General features: G+C 43.8%; 21 protein-coding genes and 1 riboswitch. Of the genes, 12 read left to right on the top strand and 9 right to left on the bottom strand.

Annotated features, from left to right (window positions below):
* Window positions 1-129: 129 nt before the first annotated feature.
* From F8R90_RS00440 to F8R90_RS00415, 6 genes are all read left to right on the top strand, one after another.
* Entirely contained in the window at window positions 130-1,233 is a 1,104-nt protein-coding gene (locus tag F8R90_RS00440) for a septal ring lytic transglycosylase RlpA family protein (protein ID WP_196508633.1), read from the top strand.
* A 191-nt stretch (window positions 1,234-1,424) separates the two neighbouring features.
* Entirely contained in the window at window positions 1,425-3,026 is a 1,602-nt protein-coding gene (locus F8R90_RS00435) for a bifunctional pantoate--beta-alanine ligase/(d)CMP kinase (RefSeq protein WP_196508631.1), read from the top strand.
* A gap of 641 nt (window positions 3,027-3,667) precedes the next feature.
* A complete protein-coding gene (locus F8R90_RS00430; protein WP_196508630.1) occupies window positions 3,668-4,270 on the top strand; it encodes a superoxide dismutase in 603 nt (200 codons plus the stop codon).
* A 266-nt stretch (window positions 4,271-4,536) separates the two neighbouring features.
* Entirely contained in the window at window positions 4,537-4,743 is a 207-nt protein-coding gene (locus F8R90_RS00425; RefSeq protein ID WP_190894227.1) for a hypothetical protein, read from the top strand.
* Window positions 4,744-4,834: 91 nt separating this feature from the next.
* Window positions 4,835-5,971 carry an AIR synthase related protein gene (locus F8R90_RS00420; RefSeq protein WP_196508628.1) on the top strand — a complete coding sequence of 379 codons (1,137 nt, stop codon included), beginning with the start codon at window positions 4,835-4,837 and terminating at the stop codon, window positions 5,969-5,971.
* 496 nt (window positions 5,972-6,467) lie between these two features.
* A complete protein-coding gene (locus F8R90_RS00415) occupies window positions 6,468-7,154 on the top strand; it encodes a PHP domain-containing protein (protein ID WP_196508627.1) in 687 nt (228 codons plus the stop codon).
* A gap of 86 nt (window positions 7,155-7,240) precedes the next feature.
* Here the strand turns inward: F8R90_RS00415 and F8R90_RS00410 are convergent, their stop codons facing one another.
* The 6 genes from F8R90_RS00410 to F8R90_RS00385 all read right to left on the bottom strand — a co-directional run bounded on the left by F8R90_RS00410 (window position 7,241) and on the right by F8R90_RS00385 (window position 11,782).
* Window positions 7,241-7,945, bottom strand: coding sequence for a precorrin-2 C(20)-methyltransferase (locus F8R90_RS00410; protein ID WP_196508625.1), 705 nt, complete (start codon window positions 7,943-7,945; stop codon window positions 7,241-7,243).
* Between the two features lie 2 nt (window positions 7,946-7,947).
* Complete coding sequence (locus tag F8R90_RS00405) at window positions 7,948-8,574, bottom strand: precorrin-8X methylmutase (RefSeq protein WP_196508623.1); 627 nt, start codon at window positions 8,572-8,574, stop codon at window positions 7,948-7,950.
* A gap of 48 nt (window positions 8,575-8,622) precedes the next feature.
* The gene (cobG, locus tag F8R90_RS00400) at window positions 8,623-10,221 is read right to left on the bottom strand and encodes a precorrin-3B synthase (protein ID WP_230966007.1); all 1,599 of its coding nucleotides are present in this window, start codon (window positions 10,219-10,221) and stop codon (window positions 8,623-8,625) included.
* A gap of 1 nt (window position 10,222) precedes the next feature.
* Window positions 10,223-10,312: riboswitch (adenosylcobalamin-variant (AdoCbl-variant) riboswitch) on the bottom strand.
* A 128-nt stretch (window positions 10,313-10,440) separates the two neighbouring features.
* Window positions 10,441-10,857, bottom strand: a complete 417-nt coding sequence (locus F8R90_RS00395; protein ID WP_196508619.1) for a hypothetical protein — start codon at window positions 10,855-10,857, stop codon at window positions 10,441-10,443.
* Window positions 10,854-11,150 (bottom strand): DUF7734 family protein, encoded by a 297-nt coding sequence (locus F8R90_RS00390; protein ID WP_196508618.1) that lies wholly within the window; start codon window positions 11,148-11,150, stop codon window positions 10,854-10,856. The genes F8R90_RS00395 and F8R90_RS00390 overlap by 4 nt, the downstream gene beginning before the upstream one ends.
* A gap of 35 nt (window positions 11,151-11,185) precedes the next feature.
* Complete coding sequence (locus F8R90_RS00385; RefSeq protein ID WP_196508616.1) at window positions 11,186-11,782, bottom strand: DUF3177 family protein; 597 nt, start codon at window positions 11,780-11,782, stop codon at window positions 11,186-11,188.
* A gap of 251 nt (window positions 11,783-12,033) precedes the next feature.
* On the opposite strand from F8R90_RS00385, the gene F8R90_RS00380 reads away from it, so the two are divergent.
* Window positions 12,034-12,207: a hypothetical protein gene (locus tag F8R90_RS00380; RefSeq protein ID WP_230966006.1), complete on the top strand. Its 174-nt coding sequence runs from the start codon at window positions 12,034-12,036 to the stop codon at window positions 12,205-12,207.
* A gap of 459 nt (window positions 12,208-12,666) precedes the next feature.
* On the opposite strand, the gene F8R90_RS00375 is transcribed toward F8R90_RS00380, so the two are convergent.
* Window positions 12,667-12,912, bottom strand: a complete 246-nt coding sequence (locus F8R90_RS00375) for a Calvin cycle protein CP12 (RefSeq protein WP_196508612.1) — start codon at window positions 12,910-12,912, stop codon at window positions 12,667-12,669.
* 369 nt (window positions 12,913-13,281) lie between these two features.
* Between F8R90_RS00375 and F8R90_RS00370 the strand changes: the two genes are divergently transcribed.
* Window positions 13,282-14,517, top strand: coding sequence for an FIST signal transduction protein (locus tag F8R90_RS00370; RefSeq protein WP_196508610.1), 1,236 nt, complete (start codon window positions 13,282-13,284; stop codon window positions 14,515-14,517).
* 383 nt (window positions 14,518-14,900) lie between these two features.
* Here F8R90_RS00370 and F8R90_RS00365 read toward each other — a convergent pair whose 3' ends face one another.
* On the bottom strand, window positions 14,901-15,356 hold the full coding sequence (locus tag F8R90_RS00365; protein ID WP_196508608.1) for a cupin domain-containing protein: 456 nt from the start codon (window positions 15,354-15,356) through the stop codon (window positions 14,901-14,903).
* A gap of 129 nt (window positions 15,357-15,485) precedes the next feature.
* A complete protein-coding gene (locus tag F8R90_RS00360) occupies window positions 15,486-16,274 on the bottom strand; it encodes a cysteine hydrolase family protein (protein ID WP_196508606.1) in 789 nt (262 codons plus the stop codon).
* An 84-nt stretch (window positions 16,275-16,358) separates the two neighbouring features.
* Between F8R90_RS00360 and F8R90_RS00355 the strand changes: the two genes are divergently transcribed.
* From F8R90_RS00355 to F8R90_RS00335, 4 genes are all read left to right on the top strand, one after another.
* A complete protein-coding gene (locus tag F8R90_RS00355; protein WP_196508659.1) occupies window positions 16,359-17,756 on the top strand; it encodes an amidohydrolase in 1,398 nt (465 codons plus the stop codon).
* A gap of 81 nt (window positions 17,757-17,837) precedes the next feature.
* Window positions 17,838-18,065: a hypothetical protein gene (locus tag F8R90_RS00350; RefSeq protein WP_196508604.1), complete on the top strand. Its 228-nt coding sequence runs from the start codon at window positions 17,838-17,840 to the stop codon at window positions 18,063-18,065.
* Window positions 18,066-18,180: 115 nt separating this feature from the next.
* Window positions 18,181-19,389: a NupC/NupG family nucleoside CNT transporter gene (locus tag F8R90_RS00345; protein ID WP_196508602.1), complete on the top strand. Its 1,209-nt coding sequence runs from the start codon at window positions 18,181-18,183 to the stop codon at window positions 19,387-19,389.
* Between the two features lie 233 nt (window positions 19,390-19,622).
* On the top strand, window positions 19,623-23,048 hold the full coding sequence (locus F8R90_RS00335) for a PAS domain-containing protein (protein ID WP_230966004.1): 3,426 nt from the start codon (window positions 19,623-19,625) through the stop codon (window positions 23,046-23,048).
* Window positions 23,049-23,746: the final 698 nt, after the last annotated feature.

Below are 23,746 nucleotides of genomic sequence, written 5' to 3'. Positions count from 1 at the left end.
GTTGCAGTTATAAATAACAAAGTGAAAACGGAACGAGTTCGAGTTTTTCAGAAGGGAATTCACTTTCACTAGTGAAAAATCCCGCGAGTTATAAAACTTAAGTTCTACAGTCGCTTTAAAAACGGACGCATGAATCAAAGACATTTGTGGATTATTGTTACCCTCTCTATGGCTGTTTTGGGCATACCCTCAGTCGGTTGCACTCAAACCACCAAGGGGAATGCGCTAGCTTCCCAAAAATCACCTGCCCCTGAAGTGGTGAAGGTGGGAGAGTACCAATCCAGAGCAGGGAAACAAACCTTGGATGCTGTGATTACAGAAATTCATCCTCACAACATTAGAGGACGTAAGGCGGCAACCCTTTTTATCCGAAATATACCTGTTCTGACCTTTTTGAGTTCTGTATCAAATACGAATCTTGAAACTAAAAAAGTTGGTGAAATTGGAAATACTAGGGGCGTACAATCGTACGCCCTTATTGCTAGCAATTCATCAAATGGACTGAATGCTGGGAACGTAACAGATGTGAGTAACCAGATTAGCTACGGTGACAATGACCCGGTTCAGATAGCTGGTGTAATAGCAGCTAAGATCAACCAGTTGAATCGGGAAAATGTAGACGGGAGTAAGATTAGCGTAAGTTGGAAAGCAGGGGAAAAATCTACTGCCAATCAAGCGCAAAACAAAAGCGCCCCTCTCCAGCAAAATGGCGATCGCTATATAATCAAAATTAATGGCGAAGAATTGGTCGAAATCAACGAAGGTACACGACTAGCAGATAGCACCGACAATCTGGCGCAAGATGCATTGCAAGCAACCAATCGCCTGCGGAGGCTACTAGGCAATGCATCTCCCTTAAAAGAGATTGCTAATTTACCTGTGCGTTCGCCAATAGCAATGCCAAAGCAGCCTCAACAGATTGCTGTTGGAGCAGTGCGATCCACCTTGAGAGGTATAGCTTCTTTTTATGGCTATGACTTTGCTGGTAATCGCACTGCTAGCGGACAGAGATTCAACCCTGAAGGAATGACTGCCGCTCATCGCAGCTTACCTTTTGGTACAAAAGTCCGTGTAACCAACACCCGCAATGGTCGTTCTGTAGTGCTGCGAATTAATGACCGAGGCCCATTCATTCGGGGTCGAATCATTGACGTGTCTACTGGCGCGGCTCGGGTTTTGGGAATGATGGGCAGTGGCGTGGCACCAGTACGTGTTGAAGTTTTGGGGAAATAATTATTAGGGAGTAGGGACTGGGGACTGGGGAGACAAGAAGAACCATACCCAATTCCCAACCCCTAATACCCAATCCCTAATACCCAATTTTCAGTTCCGTATCACTTAATTCCCCTAGTTCAATCATCTCTTCCCTCTATTTCAGATATAAACTAACGGGGGAGGGATCGATAAGAACTAGGGGTATTTTTGTGCGCCTGCTGACAACAGTCGCAGCTTTACGCTGCTATTTAACTAAACGCTGCTCAGAAAACAAGCTAATTGCGGCTACTGAGGATCTGAGACTAGATGAGATGGCTGGCTGGTATCAGACGGCAGTCGGTCTGGTGCCAACAATGGGGAATTTGCATCAAGGTCATTTAAGCTTGATCCAACGGGCGCGACAAGAAAATTCTACGGTGCTTGTGAGTATTTTCGTCAATCCCTTGCAATTTGCTCCTAATGAGGATTATCAACGCTATCCCCGCACTTTAGAGCAAGACCAAAAACTTTGTGAACAAGCTGGGGTAGATGCTATTTTTGCACCAACTCCTGAAGAGATGGCAGTTCCCCAGAAGAGTATACAAGAATCAAAGGTTACACAAGTTATCCCCCCATCTGCTATGATAACAGGCTTGTGTGGTCGTTCTCGGCTAGGTCACTTTCAGGGTGTCGCTACGATTGTGACCAAACTTTTCAACTTGGTACAGCCTGACCGTGCCTACTTTGGTCAAAAGGATGGTCAGCAACTGGCAATTATTAAACGCTTAGTAGCTGACTTAAATTTGCCAGTAGAAATTGTTGCTTGTCCAACAGTGCGGGAAGCGTCGGGTCTTGCCTTCAGTTCTCGTAATCAATATTTGACTGCAACAGCAAAAGAGCAAGCAGCGGCATTATATCGCGGCTTACAACGAGCTGAAGCTGCATTCAAAGCAGGCGATCGCAATAGCAACAAGTTGATAGCAGTGGTACAGCAAGAAGTGGCAATAGTCAGCACGATTTTAGTGGAATATATTGAATTGGTTGAACCGACTACGTTGATGTCTTTAGAAAAAGTTGAGGAGGAAGGAATGTTGGCGATCGCAGCTCGTCTTGGGTCTACACGTTTGATTGACAATATCATATTGCGCGATCGTCAACCCATTATCGCCATTGATGGCCCAGCCGGGGCTGGAAAATCCACAGTGGCGCGTCAAGTCGCAGCAAACCTGGGTTTAGTGTATTTAGATACAGGAGCAATGTACCGGGCTGTTACTTGGTTAGTACTGCAAAAGGGCATTGCCTTTGATAATGAGTGTGCGATCGCTGAATTAACTAACCAGTGTAAAATTGAACTTACTCCTAACCAGGATTTACAATCGAGCGTGCGGGTTTGGATTGACGGTACTGATGTTACCCAGGCAATTCGCACAATTGAAGTGACATCTAAAGTATCTGCGATCGCGGCACAAAGCGCTGTCCGTCAAGCACTAGTTAAACAACAGCAAAATTGGGGTAAAAGAGGTGGTTTAGTGGCTGAAGGTCGTGACATCGGTACTCACGTTTTCCCTGATGCCGAAGTGAAAATCTTCTTAACCGCTTCTGTGAGTGAACGCGCCCGTCGCCGCCAGGAAGACTTTAACAAACAAGGTCAACCCGAAGTGAGTTTAGAGCAGCTGGAACGAGATATTGCCGAACGTGACTGGAAAGATAGTACACGCAAAGTTTCTCCTTTGCAAAAAGCTGCCGATGCGATCGAAGTTCAGACCGATGGTCTGAATATTTCTGAAGTCACAGCACAAATTGTTGATTACTACCAGCAGCGTTTATCTTAGTGGTAATCACCGCTATTTGCTGTTAGTTTTTTAGTTCAAAAGGGTGGTAGATGAGTAATTATTCACTTACCATCCTTAAAACTGCATCGACCAGAAACAGCCCAGAGGCAAAATAAATAATTTTCAAATTTTAGTCTCGTATTCTAAATTTTATATTTTTTCAGTACTAAATCATCACGCTTTCGACTGATACCTCACATCTCAATTAATCTTGCTACAGATAGAAGCCAGAAAGCTTTAATTCCTAAATGCTAAGTAAAAAGCAGTTTTTGCTGGAGGTAGAAGGACGGCAGTTAATCCACTTGGGGAAACCTCAAGATGGTACTACCTCTAAAAGCTAAAACCTGCTCAGTAAGATGATTTCAGTGGTTGGCATTTTACGTTTAATTATGCCTACTTAATTACTTATTGGTCTTTAAGCTAGGAAATATTAGCCATTTTTATTTATAGTCATTATTTACTAGCGATTTGACTTATTGGACGAGTACTTTGTTTTTATCTTCACTTTGGTAGTAAAATGACGATGTTAAGTTTTATGTTTCATCATTAAAGACATAAAACCCCAAAAATAAAAGCTGTTAATTTCCTAAGCTTCTGTAATAGCTTAAAACTGGAAACCGGTAAAGAGAGGATTTGACACAATGGCATTTGTACAGCCCCCACTACCCTTCGACATTAATGCTTTAGAGCCACATGGCATGAAAGCTGAAACTTTCGAGTATCACTATGGCAAGCATCACAAAGCGTATGTAGACAACCTCAACAAGCTCACTGAAGGTACAGAACTTGCTGATAAGTCTCTGGAAGAAGTGATCAAAACTTCCTTCAAAGATTCCTCTAAGGTGGGAATTTTCAACAATGCTGCCCAGGTTTGGAACCACACCTTCTTTTGGAATTCCTTGAAACCAGTCGGTGGCGGCGCACCTACTGGTGATCTCGCAGCCAAAATCGATAAAGATTTTGGTAGCTTCGACAAATTCAAGGAAGAGTTCTCTAACGCTGCTGCAACTCAATTCGGCAGTGGATGGTCTTGGTTGATTGATGATGGTGGGACGCTGAAGGTGATTAAGACACCAAATGCAGAAAATCCACTAGCTTATGGTCAGAAGGCACTCCTAACCTTGGATGTTTGGGAACACGCCTACTACATTGACTACAGAAACGCCCGTCCGGCGTTCATCAAGAATTTCCTAGAAAACTTGGTCAACTGGGACTTTGCTGCTGAAAACCTGGCCAAAGCTTAATTAATTGTCAGTTTTAAACTGGCTGCTATACATGCTAGCAAGCTGCTACCCTACCTTTTGGGAACGGTAAAGTTAAATGTGTATACATGGCTTGTGCCAGACTATGTAAAGTAGAAACAATCAGTTAATTTACAAAAGTTGAAGCAGAAAGCCCAGCAAGAAAAGGGAGAAATTCTTTTTAATTTCTCCCTTTTCCATTCTTCAGTGGCGGAATGGGCAATCACTTGAATAAAAGTAGTTAAATGAAAATCAAAATATAAAACATTATGGATAGCAAAGAACTAGCGCAATACATCGAAGCAACGAATAGCATCACTAAACCTTGGGTATTGGTACAACTGCGCCTCCAGAAATTGCAAGAGCGTCGAGCGACTCTTACAAACGATGTCTACACCAAAGAATTAGAAGACATTTACAAAGACTTGATGAATTTGGGGGAATGGTGGCGTGGTATTGAAGATGAGGTATTTTAAAGTTAGGAGTTATGAGTTTTCCTAACTTTTAACTCTTGCACAGACGCGATTAATCGCATCTCTCCTAACTTCTAACTTAAAACGCAACCTGATGGCTCAAGCTCTCGATCAAGTCGATTACGATACTCTCGATGCCGCAAAACGACGCTTCATCGATGCTGCAAAACGCACGCTTGGCTTTGCAAGCGCCTATGGCATCGTGCCCGCATCGGGTCTCGGAGCAAGTGCTAATGCTTTCAGCTTCAACCTTGCTCCATTTCTAGAGGCGGGAGCTAGAGAACTTTCGATGACACTTGTCCCGGAAGGACTGGGCACCGCAGACGATACTCGACCTGACGACCTTTCCGAAGAAGAGCTTCGACGCTTCTGGTGGAATATAGGTATCAAGATCATCTCGTGTCTTACGAATGATGCGGCAACATCAGGTATGCAGACTATACTTCTCGGTTTATATCTGCCGTCGAGTACTCCTGAAACGATATTTACCCCAGCTTTCCTTGATGGGTTTCTTGATGGAGTAGTTGAGGCGTGCAAACGAGTGGGGTGTGTGTACCTCTCAGGGGAAACTCCTCAACTAAAAACAAAGATGATTCCAGGCCGGCTCGACATCGCAGGCTCGGTTTTTGGGGTTATGCCTGCTGGTGTCGCTCCCATTGATAGCTCGCGTCTAGATGCCGGAAATACTATTGTTCTCGTCGAAAGTTCGGGGCCCCATGAGAATGGCTTTACCCCACTGCGAAAGCTTGCTGAGTCTCTCCCTGATGGCTACAGAACCAAACTTCCAAGTGGGCAGGAGTTCTGGGAAGCGATGAATGCCGCTTCGTATCTCTACACGCCGCTTGTCCAGGCGGTGCTCGGTGAGGGAATTCGTCCCACCGCAATGGAGAACATTACTGGCCATGGCTGGCAGAAGCTGATGCGGTCGGTGAAGCCGCTGCGGTACGTCATCGAAACGATGCTCCCTGTACCGGAGATATTTACCTTTGCCGAGGGTCATCTTGAGGGCGGGGCAGCTATGATGCTTTCCGTGTTCAATTACGGAGCAGGATTTGCATTTTATACAGAGTCGGTGCAGGATGCAGAGAGGATCGTTATCCTCGCAAGAGAACATAAGCTTTCAGCGGTGATTGCCGGAAAAGTTGAAGCGTCTCTTGCCCGCGAGGTTGTGGTAAAACCGCTTGGAATCACCTTGAAGGGAGATTCTTTTGGGATTGCGCGAGGGGTATAGTTAGCCGCAAGCGTAGGCATAGCCCGTCGTAGACATCGCTAGTTTTCTTGAAGCTATTGTAGACAATTATCCATTTTCAATCACTGCGATCCCTGCGGCGGGCTACGCCTACGCTGAAGTAATTACTAGTTAGATAATTTTAGTGTAATTACCGTTATAAATAGTATTTTTTACACGATATATAAAGTCACATCTTAGGCTTGCTAGAGAAAATTACTCTCCTAAGCCTTTAAACATAAGCCATTTCACACAAATACTATAAACCTATTTATAAAATTTTATATGCAATATTTTTTACTACTTATATTTCAAGTAGTCCAAATTACCCATGACTACTGAGGTTAAGATTTGCTAACGTAGTCTTAACATATTGAAAAATTTGCTGAAAAAGCTGAGAAAGTAGCCACCAATACTAATTTACAGTGTTGGAGGTTTCTCATCTGTAGATAGGGCGTTTTAGTGTGTTAAAAATATATATTTTTATTCAGAGGGGGTTATGGCTGTAAATTTGGCCCGGACTACTGCTTCCACAGAACTTTTGAAGCAAGTATTCCAGAACATTGATGCACAAAGTTGTCCAAGGTTATTTAACTTTCATATGCACACTGTCTACTCGGATGGGAGGTTGCAGCCGATTGGATTGATGGAACAGGCGATCGCTATTGGGCTAAAAGGGTTAGCCATCACCGATCATCATGGTATTATCGGCTATCAAGCTGCACAATCTTGGTTAGAAGATTGGAAGTGGAGTAATCCTGGTGCAAGTACTCCTTACCTGTGGAGTGGCGTGGAAATTAATGCCAGCCTTTTGGATATAGAAGTTCACATTTTGGCTTACGCTTTTACACCAGAACACCCTAGCATGAAGCCTTATCTCCAAAGAAGGGCGACTATAGGCGAAGAATATCAGGCAAGTAACGTGATTGCCGCTATTCATGATGCTGGGGGATTGGCAGTTCTGGCTCATCCGGCTCGTTACAAGCGATCGCACTTTGACTTAATTCCATCTGCTGCCCAAAAGGGTATCGATGGTGTGGAAACTTTCTACGCCTACAATAACCCTAACCCTTGGCAACCCAGCGTATTGGAATCAGAACAAGTGCAAAAGTTGGCTGATGAATACTTTCTTTTCAATACCTGTGGTACTGATACCCACGGTTTGAGCCTGCTACAACGTTTGTAAAGATGAATCAATTTTTTTGAACTCTCCTGGTTCAATCTGCCAGGAGGTTATTCTATTTTCGATTTTCGATGAATTATATCAAAGGACTATAGCCGATTCTTGGTGGGAATCACAATCATCGAGAAATAGGGTACTTCGGCTGGATCAACTTCATCCAGGGGTACGATGCGTTGCTGTGAAGTTGATGCCCGCTCAATATATCTTGCCCGTGACGCTAGCCCTAATTTATGCAGGATATCTCGTACTTTGGTAAAATGACGACCCAACTTCATAATTGCGGCTGCATCAGTCATCAGCAGATGTGTAGTCAGTTCTTCTGCGGGCAATGGGGCGGGTAGCACTGTGAGGATATCGGTATAGTAGGTGAACGGGACACCCAAGGCTACCGGACAAGCCATCAGCGAGGAAACTCCAGGGACAACTTCTGTTTCGTACTGGTCACATAACCGCGTGAACAGGTACATAAAGGAACCATAGAAAAATGGATCGCCTTCACATAGCACCACAACATCTCGACCCGCTGCTAAATGGTCGGCGATTGGTTCAATTTCCTTGTCATAAATAGACTTTGCCTTTTCTGGCTCCAAAGCGCGGGGGAGGTGAAATAGCACCTCGATTTGATTGCCAGGAAGATATTGCGCCACGATCGCTCTAGCAATACTTTCTTTATCTGTTGCTGATTGATAGGCTACCACAGGAGCCGCACGTAATAACCGCAACGCTTTCAGAGTCAATAGTTCGGGATCGCCTGGGCCGACACCAATTCCATAAAGACGACCTTTGGTTTTCATATTCATTCTTCCTCCGTTGCCAGGGCGTTAACTGCTGCGGCTGCGATCGCACTTCCACCGCGCCGACCATGTAAGGTCAAAAATGGTACATTTCTGCTGTCTGCTGCTAGTGCTGCTTTCGATTCTGCTGCACCGACAAAACCCACTGGAAAGCCTAAGATAATAGCAGGTTTGGGCACTCCTTCATCGAGCATTTCTAACAGCCTAAACAGTGCTGTGGGCGCATTGCCAATTGCGATCACTGATCCTTCCAGGTGCGATCGCCATAATTCTAAAGCTGCCGCCGACCTTGTAGTATTTAGACGCTGGGCAATTTCTGGCACTTCCGGCTCGTTGAGGGTACAAATAACTTGATTGTTTGCAGATAACCTTCGCCTGGTAACGCCATCGGCAACCATCCGACAATCGCACAGAATCGGCGCTCCTGCTGCTAGTGCTTCCCTTGCGGATTGCACCGCTGTCGGTGAATATCCCAAGTCAGTAACAATATCCGTCATCCCACAGGCATGAATGAGACGCACAGCAACTTTTGCTACATCTGGTGGCAGCACATCTAGGTTTGCTTCTGACCGGATGATTGCAAAGGAATTACGGTAAATTTCGTTGGCATCTCGGATATAGTCGGGCATTAAATTTGGGATTTTAAATTTGGGATTGACCAATGAAAATCGAAAGACTCAGATTCCCGACTTTTCCAACAAGTTGGGAATCTTATTATTCACGAATGATTTAGGAATAATATTAAATAAATGCTGTAATTGGGCGATCGCATATCGATTAGCAAATTTCCCAAAGGACTCATCAGAATTTAGGCGTTGATTTTTATATACATATAGCATCCGCTCTATGAATGCAGGTAGTTCGGCAAAAGTTACATATTGATATATTTCACGTCCGAATTTCTGCTTGCTGTCACCAACATAAATGTGATAACCCTCCACAGTTCCATTGTCAGCCTCAATGCTGACACCGAGCAGAGTAATATCACTTTTGCTATGCTGGGCGCAGGATTTTTCGCAGCCGCTGAAGTGGATATTAACTGGGCAATCCAGAATGACGCGAGTTTCCAGATACTCTGCTAATGCCAATGCATGATCCTTGGTGTTCGTAGCAGAAGCAGCACAACCCTTTTTTCCAGAACAGGCAACTAATGCACTCTTGATGTTGGTTGCTGAGAAATCTAATCCTAAGAAAGCAATTTCTCGCTGGACATCGCCAACCCATTGCTGAGGAATATCAGTTAGCAACAAATTTTGCCAAGGGGTTAGCCTGAGAGTTCCACTACCGTATTTTGCTGCTAAATCTGCTAAACCCCGCATCTGTCTACTCTCCAATCGCCCAAGGGGCAAGACAACACCAAGGTAAAAGAAGCCTTTCTGACGTTGGGGATGGATGCCAATATGCTGATAGCTAGCATTTGACCTCTCCCCCAACCCCTTCCCTTGCAGGGAAGGGGATTGGGGGGTTAGGTCATTTCTTGCTTCACTGCATAAAAGAGGGAAAGGTAGACGCTGCTGAACTTCCTGGAGATAATTTTCACAACCCAAAGTATTCAATAACTCTAAGAGACGTAGCCGACGCTTACTTGTAGTATTACTATGAGCTAGATAGACATCCGCCAAAGCTGCCAAGACGGGCAAACATTCCTCTGGTGGTAACAATATTCCCATATCGCTAGGCGGTTGACCCTTCGCCCCTACACTGAGATATAGGCGGAAGTAAACATCACTGTTAACTAAGACAGCAGCAAATAGGATATCATTCAAGCGATCGCACACCCGAATTATCCCACCACCATCAAAGCAAACGCTAAATTTTGCTGACAGTCCCGAAAGCGCTGGATGTGCAGCAATATAATGATCCCAACCTTGGACAAAAGGACGAGTGTCGATTAATTCTTGCGGGTCGATACCAGCAGTAGGGCTGGTCATAATATTACGGATATGATCTACAACAGAATTGTGAGAACCCAGTCCTATACTCTGTAGATACTTCAAAACTTCAGTATTTATCCCTTTGTGGATTTCGCGGACTTGTAAATTAGCTCGATTAGTCACATCCAGATAGCCGCCACCGTGCTGTTCTGCTATATCTGCGATCGCACGGCACTGCTGACTACTAATAATTCCACCTGGTATTCTAATGCGAGATAATATACCATCTGCGGCGGGTGTAGCATAAAACAAGCCAGGACAAGTGGCAAATCCAGAAAGCAAACTTGGAACTCCTTCCCCGTGCAACGCAGGGAGTAGACGCTGAGTGTGTATTGAGGACATCTTGAGGGTTGGCATTCTGACTTGGGTGATCCCATCACAGCTGCGGCACAGTCCCGGAATTTCACCGGAGTTTCCCAACTCCAAGCTTTAGTAATTTAGCACGAGAAGGTAGTCAGAAAATTTAATGCTTCATAAATTTTGCCATTTGTAAGCTGTAACTAGCAGATTGCTTCATCAGTTGGATCTGCGATCACTAGACATTACAATATAACAATTGAGCTATTCAAAAACATAATTTTGAGCCACTTTCCAATAGCGCGAAAACCGCTTCAGGTCAATATAGCCATCATATTCAAAAAATGGTTCTACCTCAAGCACTTCCACTGCTATAAAACCCTTTATTTGATTGCAGATATCATCAAACCGGGGACTGGGACTGTTGGCTGCGACGACTAAATTCGCATCATGTTCTTTAGCAAAAGCTAAAATTTCTTGTGCCACATTACCGCGACGGATAACAACGGGTAACTCTAGCAAGCATTCGTAGATGAAGGTGAGACGTTTGAGACTCAGTTTCCATTCGTCTATCAAAGCCTCGTCCCAAACCCAGATAGCTGGGACATCGGGGTATTTTTGCAGTACAGGGTTGTATGGACTAAGGCAATCTCCATGTATCCAAACAATCGGTTTATTCATACTCCCACTTCTGATAATAAAGCTTCCATAGCTTCCCAAGAAAGTCCTTGTTGAATATAACGGGGTGCTTCAGGATTGTAAGGACTGGCTACTCGGTCAATGTTGAGGATGTTTGCTCCATCTGGCAAAACTGGTACATCTGCATCAAATGCCGTAGGGCGCATCAAAGAACTGGAAAAGCCTTTGAAAACAGCAATTGTATCTTGCTCATCGGCAATTTCCACTATTACAAGTAGGACTTCTTGGGGGCGTTTAGCGGTGTATTGTTCCAGTCGCTTGCCAATGGAATTCATGTTTTAAAAATTAGAGGTACGGTGGGCAGCGAAGATTACTGTGGTGTGGCTGAACGTCCCTGCTTGCCCAGCTTAATCAGAACAAAATAGCTTAAGTAAAGCACATAAATTACTAAACTAGTTATGCCAAGAAAACCTAAGAACTCAGCCTTGCTATTAGCATGGAAATATTCTTTGAATAGCAAGGGAGCTTCAAACCAGACACGACAATAAGGAGTCTTTAGCAAATTGGCAGAAAAAGCACAACCTACAAACGGGATAAAGGCTAATGTACCCAAAATACAATAAACAGTTGTAGCCCAGCGCCAAGAGGTAAAAATCAATTTCAAAGAGCCACTAGTTTGATACTCAATTTCATCGTTAATATCCACCCAGAACCACAGCGAAATCGGGATCAAAATCTGAGCTATCAACCCAGAGATAAAGCTAACTGGATACTGGGCAATCATTAAGTAAATAGTGATTGCCACTAGGCTTGATACTCGCCAATATATAGCTAACAAGCGTTGTATGCCTTCTGCTTTTTGCACAAATGCCCAAATCAGGAGAATTAGCGGAATAATTACCAGGAATAATACTGCTAGCCGATAATCAATCCAGACGAAAGGGCGAAACCAAACGTTATAGTCCATAATTTTTCTCAAACGATAAATAAAACATTTTTAACCAAGAGCAAGTATCTATAACTGACAACCCTGTAAGCTATTAGCTAGCAAGTAGTCTATCTATATTACATAACAGTTTAATCAAAGCACAAAGCTTAGTGTCTAGCCTCAACACTATGCTCTAACTTCTTTGTACAAGCAAGTGGCTCCCCAACTCATTACAATTTCACGAAATTTATACTATAAACACGATTGTAGGGGCATATAGAATGTCATACGTGTCAAAAACCCTTTTCAATCCTCGTTTCCAGCCAGAGGCTGGAAATGCTGCTCCTGGTGGCTCTGCCGCCAGTAAGGGAGACGACAGCCCCAACGAAGGGCATTCCCAGTCAGAGACTCTTGACGAGACAATCCTAAAAGCTGTTTCTAGACTCGTTTTTTCGTTAAGTTGACACCAACGACATTCTATACACTTCTACAGCCTATTCATTTGTTGCAAAGATTTGTGGAAAAGGTATTACATAGTAAATTTTTTAATTCACTTTCCTCAATCTCTCTATTTAGCAAAAAAACAAGCAACTCAAAGATCCTCAACTTAGATTTTGCACCTACCTGTAGTACCGCTAGGGAGCCTGTTCAAAACCCACCCAGCGCCTATATACTTGAATACTCCCGGATAAAACCCCAATTTTTTGGGTGTAAAGGTTTCCTTTTAAGATAAAAACTCTCAAAGTTTAACCTTCATACATCCCTAACTCCAGATATTTCACTAATTTTTTGCCCGTTAGGGAAAATTATGAAAGAGGGAGAGGACGATTTTAGGCGGGAGTGAGGTAAAAGTGCTAAATCTCAGTAAGTAAATCTTGGTTGCTTGCTAACCAAAGGGACAGAAAATTCACTTGCCTCAATATTTAGTCATCGTAAACCCGGCATTCAATTGCATCTGGGTTGTCATCACAATACTGTTCTAGAGAATTCTTTGGCTTGCTTTGGCGCTTGTGGGAAGCTTCGGCTTGCAATTCTTCTACTGCATCCCAAGCAGCAGCACACTCTGGTGAGCCGCTACCGTTAATGTCACAGACAGTACGCGCTTGCTCCACTTCTTCTTGGATTTTCTCTTGGATGTCGCTCTTTGCTGTTTCTTGGATGTTGGTCATTGCTTTAGTCTCGTTGTGTGTTGTTAATACTAGTATAGAAAAACTTCAGAAATGGCAGATTTTAGCTTGATTACTAACCATTCTAACCACTTAGCTAATAAGTTAGTATTTTAGCCTATTGATTTATAACCATTACAGTAAACTGCCGCATCTATAATGCATTCATCTTTATTTTTTAAGATTTTGTGGAATCGGTACCATAGATAAACAATCATACAATATATTTAGATGCATCTATTAGGAATGACAACCCCAACTTCTTGGGATAAAGGAGATAAAGGGCTGGTGTCAATTCTTGTAGGATGCAATTCTTTCCAAAATCAAAAATCAAAACTTACTAGCCTAAAAAGAAAAAGAAGTCCGAAACTCATGGCAGACCAAATGCAGTGGGCAAACGCCCTATCAACCCGTCATTCTTTGGAAGCAGCTGTTACAGATGTGGTGGAACGGGCTGTCTCATCATTAACAGCACCTGCGGATCTAGGACTGGTATTCATTTCGTCTGCTTTTACGAGTGAGTATTCCCGACTGTTACCCTTGTTAGCTGAGAAACTTTCTGTGCCTGTGCTAATTGGCTGTAGTGGTGGAGGTGTGATTGGGACAACAGTTAGCGGAGAAACCCAAGAACTAGAAGCTGAACCAGCTATTAGCTTGACTTTAGCACACCTTCCAGGAGTGAAGGTTCAAGTTTTTCATGTTGTTGCTGAAGAATTACCTGACTTAGACAGTTCACCAGATGCTTGGGTTGATTTGATCGGTGTGCCAGCATCACCGACACCGCAGTTCATCTTGTTGTCTAGTTCTTTCGCCTCTGGAATCAACGATTTGTTGCAGGGGCTGGATTTCGCTTATCCAGGATCGGTGATAGTGGGGGGACAAGCTAGTGGTGGAGGTATGGGTGGTCGTGTTGCTCTTTTTTGTAATGATACTGAGGGCGAGGAATGCCAAAGTTTGTATCGTGAGGGCACTGTTGGTATAGCTTTGACTGGCAATATTGTTTTGGAAACGATTGTAGCCCAAGGATGCCGGCCGATTGGGAAACCATTACAAGTTACAAAAGCCGATCGCAATATTATTCTAGAGTTAGATGAGAAAGTGCCTCTAGTGGTGTTGCGAGATTTGATTGCCAGTCTCAGCGAACACGAACGGACTTTAGCACAGCACTCTCTGTTTGTTGGTGTGGCGATGGATGAATTTAAGCTGGCTTTGCAACAGGGAGACTTTTTAATTCGTGGTATTCTTGGGGTCGATCCAACCGCTGGGGCGATCGCAATTGGCGATCGTGTTCGTCCTGGTCAAAGGCTGCAATTCCACCTACGCGATGCCCAAGCCTCCGCTGAAGACCTAGAATTACTCCTCCAAAGTTATCAACACCAACGAGAGTCTGAACCCTCTGCCGTAGCTGCCTTAATGTTTTCCTGTCTGGGGCGAGGTGAAGGACTGTATGGTAAACCAAATTTCGATTCTGAACTATTTCGGCGCTACCTCAACGATATTCCTGTAGGCGGTTTTTTCTGTGGTGGTGAAATCGGCCCTGTTGGTGGCAGAACCTTCTTACATGCCTACACTTCAGCATTTGGAATTTGTCGCCAAAATCAGTTATGAATTAGACTTCTGACTCATTTTTGAATTTTGAATTTTGAATTTTATAACGCTTCTGGGCTGAGTTCAATACAGACTAAACCTCCAGCCCCTTTTTTTGAGCAAAATATAGCAATCCTATTTGATTTGAGAGGATTGCAACCCGCAGATCCCCGACTTCTTGGAAAAGTCAGGGATCTTGTTTCTCACGAATGATTCAAGATTGTTATGGTAGCCCATATTCGGCAGTTCGATGGCGTACCCGCCCGCTGTAGGCGATCGCAAATGCTGTATTTTTGAAAATGACGTAAATGTTGCATTTGGGAGGCATGACACCTGTGAGTACGAATTACGTTAGCGACACAGGAGCGTCATTACGAATTACGAATTACGAATTACGAATTATTCTAACAGGGCATCAAAGCATCGAATCTCCCTAGTACTGCCATATCTTCTTCATCTAACTCCGTTGGAATCCCACTGCGAATCAATTCCGAAAAGTCTTCATTGGGAACCATAACAGTCAACGTATACAAGCGAGTAGAACCAGTATTTTTAATCAAATGAGTACCGGTGGGAGGCACTAATAAACTATCTCCAGCTTTGATCATGGCACTCTTGCCGTCACACATAGCGATCGCTTCCCCTTTGAGGACGAAAAACATTTCTACCGCCCACTGATGGCGATTTGGTGGTGTTTGTCCACCAACATCAAAAATTTCTATGCAGCAAGTCAAGGAAGTATTAGCATTTGTCGAATCGAAGATAATTGCTAATCGATTAGAGTCGTTGGGACTGATGCGATATACTTGGTAATCTTTGGTAGATTTGATAACCGGAATTACACAACGAGTAGCGTACATTTATTTATCCCCTCTGAAGTTATCGATGGGTACGAAAATTCCTAAAATCCGAGTTTTGAATATTGAGTTGTTAGTTGTATCTCTAAATCACAAAATCACTAATTACTCTTAACTCCTGTACAGATGCGATTAATCGCGTCTCTCCTCACCCTTTTGCAGCGCTGTTAAAATCTCTTGCGAGTCAGTGATAAAACCGAAGCATTGTTTGACATTGTACAATGTTGCCAGCCAACAATATTCAGGAGAAGTGGTAGCGGTACAGTCTTTAACTAACACGCAGTCATATCCTAAGAAGTTGGCATCACATAACGTAGTGAGTACACATTGATCAGCATTAACGCCAGCAAAAAATAATGTTGTCCTTCCCAGATTCCGTAAGATACTATCTAATGGCGTATCCCAGAATCCACTCATGCGGTATTTGTCCACACGAATATCTTCGGGAATTTGTTCTAGTTCGTCTACTACTGCTGCGGCCCAACTACCTGCCATGAGTACTCTAGCACCATTGCTTGGCAGTGGATCGCCCAATCCTACACCCTCCCCTGTGGGATTATAGACGTGACGCGAACCAGCACTAATATTGAGTAAGTCGGGACGATTTCCCCAATTTATCCAAATTACCGGAACACCAGCCTCACGCAGTTCTGGAAGTAAGTTGTTCAAAGGTTCAATAGGCTGACGCGCTGGAGTTACGTCCACGCCGATATGCGCTAACCACCCATCAGGGTGACAGAAGTCGTTTTGCATATCAATGACGAGGATAGCAGCTTTTGCTAAGTCTAGGCGCAGGGTTTTAGTTTCTGTTGATAAAATAACGGGTTGTGGGGTCTTTTGGGGACGAGTGATATCTGCGATCGCATCATTCACTGTCCACGCATTTGGTGGAACTCCCAATGTCCGTAATGGTAAATTCATAAAATTGCAATACCCAACACCATTTTCTATTTTGTAACTTGAAATTCAGTCGAGAATACAATTACTTAATCAAGGTTAAATATGGTGAATTTTACTATCCAGAATGTTTTGATTGCCGTCAGTGATGATTATGCAACGGTAGATGTACAGATTGTAGATGGTGCGATCGCAGCCATTTCCCCCAATCTACAAGTAATTGGCACAGCCATAGATGGCAAAAATAAGCTCCTGCTACCTGGCTTTTTTAACGCCCACACCCACTCATCAGAAATGTGGCAGCGAGGAATCATGTCAGCTTTCCCTTTAGAATTATGGTTGGCGGAACTTTATGATTTTGCCCCCCTCGATCCCGAACAGGTTTATCTCAGCGCCTTGGGGACTGCGGTGGAAACCTTACTTTCCGGCGGGACGAGTGTGGTAGATCATCTGGTGTTAATTCCCGGACTTGAGTTAGAAACGATCGCCATTGCCACTCGCGCTTACAGAGAAGTTGGAATTCGCGCTTTTATCGCCCCCTTAATTCAAGATGAATCCCTCACCGCAGGTATGCCATCTGGGGAATCAGTCCAAAATCATGAACCTTATTTTCGCTCAACTGCGGCAACTTTGGAAATCATCGAAGAGGCGGTAAGGCAATTTCATCGCCCAGATGAGGGTGTAAATATTTTAGTTGCACCAACAGGGATTCAATTGTGTACTGATGCTTTATTTGAGGGGTGTACTGAGTTAAGCGATCGCTATAATCTTTGCCGTCACTCCCATTTACTCGAAACCAGGGCACAAGAAAAACTCGCTCAAGAAAAGTACGGTTGTACTGCTGTGGAACATTTGAAAAGAATCGGGTTTTTGAGCGATCGTACTTCTCTTGCTCATTGCGTCTGGTTAAATGATACTGATATTACCATTCTCGCCGAAACTCAATCTACAGTTGTTCATAACCCCTTAAGTAATCTGCGTTTAGGTAGTGGCATCGCCCCGATTTTAAAATATCGCCAAGCTGGAGTAAATGTGGCTTTTGGTTGCGATGGTGCTTCAAGTAATGACTCCCAAGACTTGCTAGAAGCCATCAAAATGGGTTCTATCTTACATAATATTACAGACTCCGATTATCAATCCTGGGTTACACCGCGTCAAGCAGTAGAAATGGCATCTTTGGGAGGCGCAAAGGGACTGAATATAGCAGATAAACTCGGTTCCCTAACTGTGGGGAAGCAAGCAGATTTGGTACTTTATGACCTCACCAATTTATCATTATTACCCCGTACAGATCCCATTGGTTTGTTAGTTTTAGGTCGTCCTAGTAATGTTGTAGATAGTGTTTGGGTAAATGGTAAGCAAATTGTTGCTGATGGGAAAGTGACAACAATTAACGTTGATGAATTACGACAAGAATTATTTAATCGTAGTCAATGGGAGGCAAAGCGTAAGTCTGAAACCGTCGCGCAAATAGAGGCTCATTATCGGACGGTTATGGGGTTGTGAAACTGCGATCGCAATTTTGGCATTGAGTCTGGTTATGGTGGCATAACTGGCACAGATAACCAAGCCGACACTTCACTGATTATGGCGCTGGCGCAATCATCAGAACTCACCTTAGTTGATTGGAGAGTCGTTTCTGGAGGAGACGGTTATGCATCGGTATTTTTTAGAACTGGCACATCAGCCACAGAATTGCTTGCTTACTTGCAAATGCAGCCAGAAAAGCCTGATTTCACGCAAATAGAAAGAGAGTTACGTCTAGCTTTATCAGATCCAGCATTGTCTAAAATTTATCGCTTGGGCGATCGCTAAATCCTTCTTTGCACCATCAAAACTCTAGTAATTGACTACAAAACCATAAAAACACGCGGATTTTTGTGTATGCTCTGTGACCATGTGCCTTAGCGATACATTTCCGGGAGTCATTATGGAACGTGCCATTTCTGCATTGGGAATTTTAGTTTTTATTGGTATATCTTACGCCTTCTCTGTTAATCGTCAAGCAGTGCGTTGGCGCTTAGTGGCGTGGGGCTTGGGGTTGGAATTTGTGTTTGCACTGGTGATTCTTAAAACTCCTTGGGGTTTCAATGTGTTTAAATCCCTAGGAGATTTTGTCAGCCAATTTTTAGCATTTTCTGATGTGGGTGCAAAATTTGTCTTTGGAGAAAATTTTAAGGATCATTTCTTTGCCTTCCAAGTGCTGCCGACAATTATCTTTTTTTCTGCCTTCGTCAGCGTCTTGTATTACTACGGCATTTTACAGCGAGTCGTAAACGTGATGGCGTGGGTAATGATGAAGACAATGAAAACATCGGGTTCTGAATCTTTATCCTGTGCAGGTAACATCTTTTTGGGGCCTACAGAGTCGGCGCTGATGGTTAAACCATATATAGCGAAGATGACGCAATCCGAACTTCATGCCTTAATGACGGGTGGTTTTGCCACAATTGCGGGTGGAGTTCTAGGGGCATATCTTTCCTTTGGGATACCCGCAGAACACCTGATTGCTGCTTTTTTTATGACTGCTCCCACATCATTGGTGGTATCAAAATTACTATATCCAGAAACAGAAGTATCAGAGACGGCTGGTAAAGCAAAAGTGGATCTAAAAACCAATTATGTAAATGTAATTGATGCTGCTACTACCGGAGCAATTGACGGCGTGAAGCTAGCAGTTAATGTTGGGGTGATGATTATCGCCTTTTTGGGATTATTAGCTGCACTGAATGCACTGCTGGGATGGTTGGGGGCATTTGTGGGCTTACAGCAACTGTCATTACAGTGGATTTTGTCTTTTGTTATGGCTCCCGTGGCGTGGCTGATGGGCGTACCTTGGACTGATTGTCGGCAAGTTGGGGCTTTATTAGGTACAAAGACAATTTTGAATGACTTTATTGCTTTTTTGGATTTAAAGGCACTAATCGAAAGCGGTAAAATTTCCCAACGCGCAGTAATTATTGCGACCTATGCCTTATGTAATTTTGCAAATATAGGTTCAATAGGAATTACCATTGGCGGCATTGCTGGGATAGCACCTAATCGCCAGCATGATTTAGCTCGCATGGGTGTAAGGTCAATGATTGGCGGATTGTTAGCGGGTTTTATCACCGCTTGTATTGCTGGGATGTTGATTTGAGGAAGTCGGGGATCTGGACAGCAACTTTTGCTGAAGTAAAGGTTGCATCCACATAATCAACTTTTGTACAGTTTAGATACTCTAAAACTAGATTAACTGAAACACCTTAAGTCCCCAGCCATAATGCCAATTCGCTAATCAACTATATTCAGCCTAAAGTTGGAAGAAATTGCCCTAAAATTTATGTAAGTATGAGCCGCTGAATCTTATTTAAATTTATTTATCTTTTTAGAATGCCAGACGCGGAAAAATCTCAAAACCAGCTGGCTAATGAGAAGCTGCTGAATCGGCAAGTTAGTAACAAAGCAAATTATTCGCTGGTAGAAGAGGGAATGGTGCTTCAGTTAGCTGATGGCACTATTCAGGCTTGCAGTGCAACTTGCGATCGCATTCTGGGACTGACCGCAGAACAGCTTGTAGGGCAAAATTTGCTCAATTCCAAGTGGCAATTTATTCATGAAGATGGTTCTCCTTTGCCCAGTGAGACTCACCCAGTGATCGTTGCCTGCAAAACAGGTAAACCTTGCTTGAATGTAGTGTGTGGCTTTTATAAGCCAAATGGTGAGCTAGTCTGGCTATTGTTGTCTTCACAACCTCTATTCCAAGTTGGAGGAAGCACTCCCTACGCGATCGTTACAAATTTTTCGGATATTACAGAATCTAAGCACGCACAGCTTGAGGAAGAAGCAGGGGAGAAGGGAGCAGGGGGCAGGGGGATGAATAGAAAAGGGATTCAAACCCCACCTCTTGCGCCAGCTTCCAGCAGGGTACGAAAATCGCTTAACGCATCTGGGGAATCAAACCCATCTCCCTCTTCGCCCATTCACTTGCAAGCGCTTGACATTCCCCCTTTCTCCCTGCTCCCTGCCCCCTTGCCTCCTATTGATGCAGATCAATTTAAGCCTCAGTGGGATAGTCAACGTCTGCTTCAACAAATTGCTGGCACTCTTCCGGGGATACTTTACATTTATGACCTAATTGAGCAACGAAATTCTTACGTTAATTACGAGATTGCTCAAGGTTGGGGCTACACACCAGCAGAAATCCAGGCAATGGGAAAGGAGTTATTTACCCAACTTCTACACCCTGAAGATTTGGCTAGACTCCCTAGCTATTTTGAAAAATTTAATTCTGCTCCTCAGGGCGAAGTCATCAGCTTTGAATACCAAATTCGACACGCTAATGGAGAGTGGCGCTGGTTTTGTAGCTATGACACTCTATACAGCAGAACTGCTGATGGATTACCGCAATATCTTTTGGGGATCGCTTTTGATATTACAGAGCGACGACACATAGAAATTTCCCTGCGGCAAAGTAACGAAAGGTTTGAGCTAGCAGCGGCGGCGGTTAATTGCCTAATTTACGACTGGGATGTTCATACAAATACGGTGGAGAGAACTCAGGGTTTAACCCAGGTTTTTGGCTACACACAACAAGAAGCTGAACCTACCTTAGAATGGTGGCAAGAACGCATCCATCCCGATGACCAACAAATAGTTAATGACCAGTTCATGGCTAGTATGCTGACTGGAAACCGTTATAGCATCGAGTATCGAATTCGTCACAAGGATGGTCGCTATTTGTGGGTACAAGACCAGGGTTTTGCTGTCAGGGATGCAAATGGTCAGGTAGTTAGGGTAGTTGGTGCTAGTACTGATATTACTGAACAGCAAGCTGCGCTGCACGAACGCCAACAAATTGAAACAAACCTGCGCGAGAGTGAAGAACGGATTCGATTGGCCACTACCGCTGCGGAACTGGGTATGTGGTTTTGGAATATGTCCACCAAGGAGTTAATTTGGACAGAGAAGTGTAAGCAGTTGTTTGGACTGTCCCCAGAAGCCGAAATGGGCTATGAGATTTTCCTCAACTGTATACATCCAGAAGATCGTCAACGCATCAATGAAGCGATCGCTCGCTCTTTTGAAGAAAAGGTTGAGTGTGATATAGAATACCGCAGCGTTTGGTCTGATGGTAGCATTCATTGGATTGCTGCTAAAGGTCGTGTCTTTTACGATGCCGAGGGTAATGCAGTACGGTTGATGGGTACTGCCCAGGATATTACCCAGCGCAAACAGGCAGAAAATAATTTGCGCCAGCGCGAAACTCAATTAAGGCGATTAGTTGATTCCAACATTATTGGCATTATGTTCGCCACTCCTAACTACATTACTGAGGCGAACGAGGCTTTTTTAGAAATGGTGGGTTATAGCCGAGAGGAACTCTTGGCGGGCCAAGTACGCAGAAAAAATATCACCCCGCCTGAATACCATGCTCTTGATGAGCAAGGGATAGAGCAACTTTTAACGGTTGGGGTATGTACACCTTATGAAAAAGAATACATCCGCAAGGATGGTTCCCGTATTCCCATACTAATTGGTGGTGCCTTAGTGGAGCGAGATCCGGCATCTTGGATCTGTTTTATTCTTGACCTAACCCCCAGGAAGCAATTAGAAAAGGCACTTAGACAACAAGCAGAGGAACTCAAACAGGCAAACCGCAACAAAGATGAGTTTCTTGCTATTCTCTCCCATGAATTGCGATCGCCCCTCAACCCGATTCTTGGTTGGTCATCGCTACTCAAAAGCCGCAAATTTGATGAAGCCACTACAAATCGTGCTTTAGAAACCATTGAAAGAAATGCTCAATTGCAGATTCAATTAATTGATGAGTTGCTAGATGTGTCCCGAATTATTCGCGGTAAATTGAATCTGACTTTTGCTGCTGTTAACCTGGTATCGGTAATTGATGCTGCATTAGAAACAGTCCGGTTAACAGCAGAAACCAAATCCATCCAGATAAAAATACAGCTTGACCCCAATGTTGGCAAAGTGTTAGGCGATTATTATCGCTTACAGCAAGTTGTGGGGAATTTACTCTCGAACGCTGTCAAGTTCACTCCCCCGAATGGTTCAGTAGAAGTCAGCCTATCATTGAGTCGGGAATTGGCTTCCCACTCAGCACTAATTCAAGTCAAAGACACAGGACTAGGTATTTCACCTGAATTCCTACCCCACGTATTTGAATATTTTCGCCAAGCCGATAGCAGCACAACCAGAAAAGTTGGCGGGCTGGGACTGGGATTGGCAATAGTTCGTCACTTGGTAGAGTTGCATGGTGGGGCTGTCACAGCAGATAGTCCAGGAATTGGACAGGGTGCAATTTTTACTGTTAGGCTGCCTCTGATGAAGGATGGTGGGGAAGCGAGGGAGCAGAGGAACAGAGGAGCAGGGGAGCAGGCGAGTGGGGGAGTGGGGGAAAAATTTAACTCGTCACTTCTTAGCGGACTACAGATATTGATTGTTGATGATGATGCTGACACACGGGAGTTTTTGCACTTCTTGCTACAACAGAATGGAGCGCTGACAACTGTTGCAGCATCGGCAACAGAGGCGCTGGCTTTCATCGCCCAAACTGTACCTAATCTATTAATCAGTGATTTAGGAATGCCAGAGATGGATGGCTACAACCTGATTAGGGTACTCAGAGCAATGCCAAAGGAGGAGGGAGGGGAAATTCCTGCGATCGCTCTTACCGCCTATGCTGGAGAAAGCGATCGCGATCGAGTCTTAGCAGCTGGTTTCCAGAAACACCTTGCTAAACCAGTACAACCAACTGAATTACTAACCTCAATTGCAGATTTGCTAGGTCAAGACTAAGTAATGCTTCTGACTGGCTCAAAATGCGAACCACAGATATGGTTTTTTAAATCACCTATATAGCGGTTCTCGAATGGAAGCAATACACTTTGACTTCTCTCTAAACCTCTCTCCTAAAAGGAGAGAAGCTTTGAATTTTACTCCCCAACGCTAGCTCTTAAGGGGCTGGGGGTTAGGTCTGTATTGGACTCAACCGAGAAGCGCTATATTTAGTCTTTCTTATCAATGCGTAGCTCCTAGCGTGGAGTCAAAACCGGATTTGTTGCCCTACCTCCAGAGGAGTTATGAGCAAGATTGACACAGATTAGCCACCTTTCAAAAATCCTAGTTTATCCGTGGCTTCATTTTTATGAAATTGTCTTTTGCGAAAAAATAAACACTAGGCAAAAAACTTGGCGAAATCATGCCCCAAATTTTTGATTGCGATCGCTAATTTCCAGTCTAGTATTTTAAAATTTACCATCACAGACAACTATCTAAAGAGTGAGAGTTTTTCCTTGAAATCCAGCCATTAGTTAGTTGTATTATTTTGATCAAAGCTTAATAATCGGGTATATCGCCAAGACACATTTCATTTTTTAAATGTTGCTCAATATGATGCATTGAGCTTGACGGCGTTAACCCTCCTGGGCAATTATAAAGAGACGGCTATTCAAAGCCAATTATCTTGCTGCTTGACTGCGATTTTATAACTGATA

The sequence above is a fragment of the Nostoc sp. NZL genome (assembly GCF_015714705.1).
GTDB lineage: Bacteria > Cyanobacteriota > Cyanobacteriia > Cyanobacteriales > Nostocaceae > Nostoc > Nostoc foliaceum_A.
This window is presented reverse-complemented; position numbering and strand designations above follow the sequence as displayed.